This window comes from Cyclobacterium salsum, from assembly GCF_010119245.1.
In the GTDB taxonomy this organism is placed as follows: domain Bacteria; phylum Bacteroidota; class Bacteroidia; order Cytophagales; family Cyclobacteriaceae; genus Cyclobacterium; species Cyclobacterium salsum.
This window is the reverse complement of the sequence record NZ_WNKG01000006.1, coordinates 429,404-436,776: the sequence shown is the minus strand read 5'-3', so window position 1 is coordinate 436,776 and position 7,373 is coordinate 429,404. Positions and strand designations below refer to the sequence as shown.

Genomic DNA, 7,373 nt, shown 5'->3' with positions numbered 1-7,373 from the left:
CCTGCCGCTAGCGTTCATCCTGAGCCAGGATCAAACTCTCCATTGTAAAGTTTGTGTGGCGTTTCTCCAAGTAGAACTTACATCCTACCCGAATCAACACCTTGTTGTTTCCGTGGCCCGAAGAAATTATTTCTGTTTTTAATATCTCGTCTGACAATACTTCAAAGAACTTATTCCGAAATTAATCGCCCCCTTTCGAAGCAATCTTTTCCGGCTTGTCCATCCAAATTCAGACCCTTTTCAGAAGTCCGCTTTTCGTTTGGGTTTGCAAAGGTAGTAGAAAATTCGACCCTGGCAAAATGTTTTTTATCTTTTTTTTAGCAACTTCCAACTTCTCATCCCTTCCTTTCGTCGCTACCCCCGTTTGGGATCACAAAGATGACCCGTTTTTTTGAGCTGGCAATGGATTTGTTGAAATTTTTTAGATAAACTTTCAAACTACTTCCCATACTTATTAGAGAAGACTGTGACCTCGCCAGGATTCAAACCTGGAACCTCTTGAGCCGTAATCAAGTGCTCTATTCAATTGAGCTACGAGGCCATTTCCTTTTAACGGAAGGCAAAGGTAAGCAATAACAATAATATTACAAAGAGACATCAGCAGGAAAGAATCTAGACCACCCAATTATTAATTTAAGAATTATTAAGATGAATAACATTCCAAATCAAGCAAGATTTCCTAATTTAGCCGATCAATTGAAAAAATAATCATTGTTTTCATGAAAAAACTTACCCTAATTTCCATCGTATTCCTATTCACTTTTCAACTTCAGGCCCAACAAGGAGAGAAAACTCCTGTAGGCGGCAGGCCGAACATTAAAGGAGACTTGTTTTTGGATTTTGGATTTAATTTACTTAACAATCGACCAGAAGATCTGAATACCCGATTTATAGCATCACGTGTCGTCAATATCTATTACCAAACCCAGATTCCTTTAGGCGCTAATTCCGGGTTTACTTTTAATCCCGGGTTGGGCTTGGGATTGGAAAAGCTGGCGTTTCAGGATAACCAAACCCTGATACCCGACCCAGCCAAGGGACCCAACTCCAGTCAACTGGTGTCGATCTCAGACATTTATGGAGAAAACATACGGGTATCCACCAATACCATGGCTATCAATTACTTTGATATACCCATTGAAATCCGGTATCATGCCAACAAAGAAGATTATAACAACGGCTTCCGCGCAGCCATCGGAGGGAAATTTGGACTGCTTTACAATGCCCACTCAAAAATAGGCGTAACCAATAGTGATGGATTAGAACAAAAAGTCAAAAACAGTCAGGAATATGGCCTGAGCCCGATCCGTTATGGCGTATACACGCGTTTAGGGTTTCCAGGATTCAATCTATGGGGCTACTATGGGCTAAACGGCCTCTTCGAAGAGGAACAAGGCCCCTTTGGTACCGAGGCCACCCAATTTAATTTTGGAGTATCCGTGGCTTTATTCTAAATAAAGGTATCTTCAAAAAACGTATTGAAGCAGGTTTAATAGCTAAACCTGCTTTTTTTATGCCATCAATAAAGAATAGAAAACAAAAAAATTAATCCCAAAACCTAAGGCAAAACCAGCATATACTTCATTTGGCTTATGAGCATTGAGGTATAATCTAGCCGTCCCGACCAGCCCGCTAATAGAAATAATTAACAACAGGTAATAGAACATAGGCGTAGAATAAAACCTAACGGAAAGCACCGCCACCAGTGCCACCCATCCTCCCAGTGCTGTTTGATGAGCACTTATTTTCCAAAAATAGGTGACAATCGTCAATACCAACAGGCTAATGCTAACCATCGCCAGCGTGGTGATTAAGAGTTGGTCTACATTCAGCTTCCAGTAAAAAAATCCGGAGGTCATGGCATAGAATACCGTAACCAGTGTAAAAGGTAGAACTCTGTCTTTCCTGTCCGGTAGATGATAGCTGTGGATTAAGGTGGATATTCGCATGCCCGCCAATCCCAAGACGGGGATCAGAAAAGTCGTGAATCCAATCAGCAAGGAGATGGACCATTTGGCTTCTCCAGGGACCATCGTCGCTTCCGGGACAATGTAAAATAAGGTAAGTACCATTAATGAGGGAATCACCAGCGGTTGGAAAACCACTGAAATCCCCATTGCCAGTTTTCTACACACGTTATAACTCCTTTCTTAACCTTGCCACGGGTATCTGCAATTGCTCCCTATATTTGGCTACAGTCCGTCGGGCAATATTATATCCTTTCTGATTCAACAATTTAACTAGCTTATCGTCTGATAGGGGGCGTTTCTTATCTTCCCCTTCTACTAGTTTGTTGAGAACGCTCTTCACTTCGCGATTGCTGACATCCTCTCCCCCGTCTGTGGTAGCGATTCCCTCTGAGAAGAAATATTTCAGGGGGAAGACACCAAACTCGGTCTGTATGGACTTACTATTGGCCACTCTGGAAACGGTGGAAATATCCATGTCAATTTTCTCAGCGATATCTTTTAAGATCATGGGACGTAGTTTTGTCTCATCTCCATCTACAAAAAACTCTTTCTGGTAATCCATAATCGCCTGCATGGTTTTCATTAAGGTATGCTGTCGCTGCTTGATCGCGTCAATAAACCACTTAGCTGAATCCAGTTTTTGCTTGACAAAGGTTACCGTCTCCTTGAGCTTTTTATCTTTCTTATCACTCTTATCGTAGGCACTAAACATTTCCGAATAGGACCTGCTCACTTTGAGTTCCGGTGCATTTTTGGAGTTCAAAACGATTTCAAATTTCCCGTTACTATTATTCAGAATAAAGTCGGGGATCACATAATGGTTTCGCACCATCCCATCTGAAACCCCTCCCGGCTTCGGATTCAGCCGGGTGATCAAATGGATCACCTCTTTCAGTTCATCCTCCTCAATCCCTGCCTTCTTCAAAATTTTATCATAGTGCTTTTTGGTGAATTCCTCAAAGCAATTCTGAACTACGAAGATGGCCTTCTGAACCAATGGCTCATTTGGGTCCTCTCTTCGTTCCAATTGGATAATAAGGCATTCCTGAAGGTTTCTGGCGGCAATTCCCGGAGGGTCAAACCCCTGAATCTTAATCAGAATTTCCTCTACTTCATCCAGATCGGTTTCCACATTTTGGCTAAATGCCAGATCATTAATAATGGCATCCAGACTTCTTCGAATATAGCCATCGTTCTCAATACTACCGATGAGCTGTTTGCCAATAATACGTTGCGTCTCGTCCAGCTTTAGAAAATTCAGTTGTGATAGTAGTTGCTCATGTAGGGTCGAATAGCTGGACAAGGGCATTTCACGTTCTTCCTCATCCCCTGAATAGTTGCCATCGCCCTGCATTTTATACCCCCCATACTCCTCATTCAAATATTCTTCAATATTCACATCCTTATCTTCCTTCACTTCCGTATTATCAGTTCCTTCGGCAAAATCCTCTGCCTGGAGGTCAGCATCCTCCTCCTTACCCTCTTCCAGAGCAGGGTTGACCTCCAACTCCTCCTCAATCCTGGCTTCCAGTTCGGCCGTAGGCACCTGGAGGAGCTTGATAAACTGTATCTGCTGAGGCGATAACTTCTGAGATAATATCTGATTTAAATTCAGTTTTTGCATAAATTCTTCTACCGGATAATGGTTAGGCACTTGTAAATCAATGAATACTTACCAAAGCATCCTTTCATTTTTCAAATTTAGGAAATAAGATCAAAATTTTGATAAAAAGCGTATTATATCGTTTTTTGCATTCAATTAAAAGTTTTTGACAAAAGGCAGGCATACACCTCAACAGAAAATAAAATCATGGCATTTAACAACCGGATCAAAATCAAGCATTTACTGGATAAGGATTCAGTAGGTGAGCGCGTAACGGTAATGGGATGGGTTAGAACCCGGCGCAGTAATAAGCACGTTACTTTTATCGCATTAAACGATGGCTCCTGCATTCAAAACTACCAAATTGTGGCGGATCCTGCAAAAATCGATGAGGACACCCTAAAAAAGGCAAATACCGGCGCTTGCGTAAAAGTCACCGGTGAGGTCGTGGCCTCTCAGGGAGCCGGTCAATCCAGTGAAATACAGGCGGAAAAAGTTGAAATACTCGGAGAAGCAGACCCGGAAAAATTCCCCATTCAGCCAAAAAAGCACTCGCTCGAGTTTTTGAGGGAAAATGCCCACTTGAGAATTCGGACCAATACCTTCGGTGCCATTTTTCGAATTAGACACCACTTGGCCTTTGCGGTACACCAGTATTTTCATGAAAAAGGTTTTTTTTACCTCCATTCACCCATCATCACGGCCTCGGATGCCGAAGGAGCAGGGGAAACCTTTCAGGTTACCGCCCTGGATTTAAAAAATCCGCCAAAAGATGAAAACAATAACATTGATTTCCGCCAGGACTTCTTTGAACGGGCAACAAACCTTACGGTGTCCGGGCAACTGGAAGGAGAGCTTGCCGCCCTGGCACTTTCTGAAATATATACCTTTGGCCCCACTTTCCGGGCCGAAAATTCTAACACCACCCGTCACCTGGCGGAGTTTTGGATGATAGAACCCGAAATGGCCTTTTATGATGCCGAAGACAATCAAAACCTGGCGGAAGATTTTCTGCAATACATCATCGGTTTCGCCCTTGAAAACTGCCGGGAAGATCTGGCTTTCCTTGACAATAGGGCTGCTGAGGAAGAGAAAAATAAAAAAGCCGAACAACGCAGTGATTTGGGCCTTTTGGATCGGCTCCAATTGGTTACCAATAATACCTTCGAACGCATTACCTATTCGGATGCATTGGAAATTCTCAAAAATTCCAAACCGAATAAAAAGAAAAAATTTACCTACCCCATCGAAGATTGGGGAACCGATTTGCAATCCGAACACGAAAGGTACCTGGTAGAAAAACACTTTAAAAAACCAGTGATCATTACCGATTACCCGAAATCTATTAAATCGTTTTACATGAAGCAAAATGAGGATGGTAAAACGGTGGCGGCCATGGATATTCTGTTTCCGGGTATTGGGGAAATCATCGGCGGTTCTCAACGGGAAGAAAGATTGGATAAGCTGACCGAGCGAATGCAGGAGCTGGATATCAGCCAGGAGGAACTGTGGTGGTACCTGGACACCAGAAGGTTTGGCACCACTCCGCATTCCGGCTTTGGGTTGGGATTTGAACGGTTGGTTCAGTTTGTTACCGGAATGGGCAATATACGGGATGTAATTCCCTTCCCCAGAACGCCGGGCAATGCTGAATTTTGATGGAAATGTACATGCCGGGCCGATCGCCTGCGCAATTAATACGAAAAACCCTCCGGCTTGATTCGAATTAATAACCCTAAATCCGCTACATAATCCTATATTCAACGGATAAAGACAGGATACAACCTGTCAGGTTTGCGGATTTTAGGGATAAATAGAAAAGGTGTACTTAAAGCGGCACTACTAAAATTTAATTTAGCCATGAAAAGACTCCTTCAAATTAAAGTAGCTGCGGTGGTGTTTTTCGTGTTTTTTTCTGGAGAATGCCTCCCCCAGGGAAATCGTACTCAGACCAGTATAGAAGGGGATAAGTGGTATATCAATGGAGCCATTACCAACCCCGGTTCTCCTGCTGAAGGTCTCTTAATGAATGTAAGGATGGTCAATGCTGTTTTTGAAGACCGTGGGGAGGGCTGGAAAAAACAGGTAGATGCCTTTGATCCGGAAGAAAACACCCAAGCCTTTATCAACCATATTCCCGAATATGTGGGTCTCGGGGTGAATGCGTTTGTTATTTCGCTCCAAGGGGGATTGCCCGGCTATGAGGGGGCCATCAATACCGCTTTTGAACCGGATGGATCGTTGAGAAAGACCTACCTGGATCGGGTGCAAAAAGTAATTAACGCGGCAGATCAACAGGGAGCGGTCATTATTCTTTCGTGTTTTTACCAGCGGCAGCGGGACCATGATTTTGCTTTGGAAAACAAACAAGCCATCATTTCAGCCGTTCGGAATACCGCCAACTGGATTGCCGAGGAGGGATTTACCAATGTGGTTTTAGAAATTGCCAACGAATACCCTCATGGCGGTTACAGGGGATGGCCGGACAGCGATTGGTTGGTAAGCGAGGCGGGACAGGTGGAGTTGATGGAAGCCGCCAAAGCGGTTCATTCTGATTTACTCGTAAGTACCAGTGGGCTGGGAAATGGAGAATTTCCGGAGGCATTGGCTACAGCGGCAGATTTTTTGTTGATTCATTTTAACAATACCGCCTTGGAAGATTATGAAGAAAAGATTACCTCCCTGAAAAAATACAGCAAACCGATCGTTTGTAATGAGGATGATAAAATTGGCAAAGAGGGGGCCGCAGCGTTGGCCTATTCCGTACTCAATGGTGCCGCCTGGGGGTTTATGGAAAGCGGGGTAAATCAGGACATCCCTTTTATATTCGAGGGACAAAAGGACGACCCGGAGGTTTATAAGATGTTTAAAAGCATGACCACGCCGGGTTTTCAGTTGGACCGGGAACTTTTGGAGCAAGCATCCATCACCATCACTTATCCCAATGATGGCAGTGTTTTGATGGAAGGAAATTCCGTGACGGTACAATTATCCCACTTATTTCAGGATGCTTCTGCTGCTTCCAGGCTGGTGCTTAGGGTCAACGAAAAAGAAATACCCGTAGAAAATAACCAAAAAAAGGTGGTGTGGGAGCCGGAGGCAGCAGGTCCCTATTATTTAAGGATGCTGGTATATGATGAAGAAGGACAACGCTTGTACCAATCTGCTCCGGTGGATATCGAGATTAGTCCTTTGGTAGAATAAAGGAATCATTTAATGATTGGGTGATTTAGGATTCATACCCAGCCCTAATACCTTTTCTTTAAACCCATTCGAATTAAAAAACGCTCTTTATGTAATCCTTGGGTTTAATTCTTGTGGTTTATTTATTATATTAGAAAGTGGAAACGTTTTTAAAATACTTGAAAATTGAGGGAATAGGTGGCCATGTCATCCGCATTTCTCTGGCCTGTTTATTATTGTTTGGTGGATTTACCAAACTGAAACTGATAGGAGCGCTGGAGTACAGCCTCTTTTGGGCCATATTATTAGCTGGGATTGAAACCTTTGCCGCTTTTGGGTTGCTTATTCATTATAAAAAGCCTTTGATTGGGTTAATCGGAGGGATTCTGGCAATTCTATCCATTTTTATCAGAGTCGTATTTTCCATTGGCTGGGTCAGGGATCATTTGCTTCACACCGATTCATTCCTAACTGCCCTTAACTCCATTTTTGGGATCTATAACAATGGCCTTTTTCACATTGCTCTTCTCTTTGGTGCTGCCATTTACTGCCTTGGAAATTCCTACAAGGCATACATTCAGGAGCGAATAACCCGCCCCTGGCCCCATTAATTCGAT

At 43.3% G+C, this 7,373-nt stretch carries 6 protein-coding genes and 1 tRNA gene; 4 read left to right on the top strand and 3 right to left on the bottom strand.

The window, feature by feature from the left end; all coding sequences use genetic code 11:
• Positions 1 to 467 precede the first annotated feature (467 nt).
• Positions 468 to 541 (bottom strand) — tRNA-Arg (locus GJS45_RS13145).
• Positions 542 to 719: 178 nt separating this feature from the next.
• Here GJS45_RS13145 and GJS45_RS13140 point away from each other — a divergent pair.
• Positions 720 to 1,454 (top strand): porin family protein, encoded by a 735-nt coding sequence (locus tag GJS45_RS13140; RefSeq protein ID WP_162342298.1) that lies wholly within the window; start codon positions 720 to 722, stop codon positions 1,452 to 1,454.
• Positions 1,455 to 1,511: 57 nt separating this feature from the next.
• Here GJS45_RS13140 and GJS45_RS13135 read toward each other — a convergent pair whose 3' ends face one another.
• Positions 1,512 to 2,135 carry a PA-phosphatase gene (locus GJS45_RS13135; RefSeq protein WP_235954743.1) on the bottom strand — a complete coding sequence of 208 codons (624 nt, stop codon included), beginning with the start codon at positions 2,133 to 2,135 and terminating at the stop codon, positions 1,512 to 1,514.
• Position 2,136: 1 nt separating this feature from the next.
• Positions 2,137 to 3,594: an RNA polymerase factor sigma-54 gene (rpoN, locus tag GJS45_RS13130; protein ID WP_162342297.1), complete on the bottom strand. Its 1,458-nt coding sequence runs from the start codon at positions 3,592 to 3,594 to the stop codon at positions 2,137 to 2,139.
• Between the two features lie 186 nt (positions 3,595 to 3,780).
• On the opposite strand from rpoN, the gene asnS reads away from it, so the two are divergent.
• The 3 genes from asnS to GJS45_RS13115 all read left to right on the top strand — a co-directional run bounded on the left by asnS (position 3,781) and on the right by GJS45_RS13115 (position 7,367).
• A complete protein-coding gene (gene asnS / locus GJS45_RS13125; RefSeq protein ID WP_162342296.1) occupies positions 3,781 to 5,232 on the top strand; it encodes an asparagine--tRNA ligase in 1,452 nt (483 codons plus the stop codon).
• Between the two features lie 201 nt (positions 5,233 to 5,433).
• The gene (locus GJS45_RS13120; protein WP_162342295.1) at positions 5,434 to 6,777 is read left to right on the top strand and encodes a glycoside hydrolase family 5 protein; all 1,344 of its coding nucleotides are present in this window, start codon (positions 5,434 to 5,436) and stop codon (positions 6,775 to 6,777) included.
• A 137-nt stretch (positions 6,778 to 6,914) separates the two neighbouring features.
• Entirely contained in the window at positions 6,915 to 7,367 is a 453-nt protein-coding gene (locus GJS45_RS13115) for a hypothetical protein (protein ID WP_162342294.1), read from the top strand.
• Positions 7,368 to 7,373 lie beyond the last annotated feature (6 nt).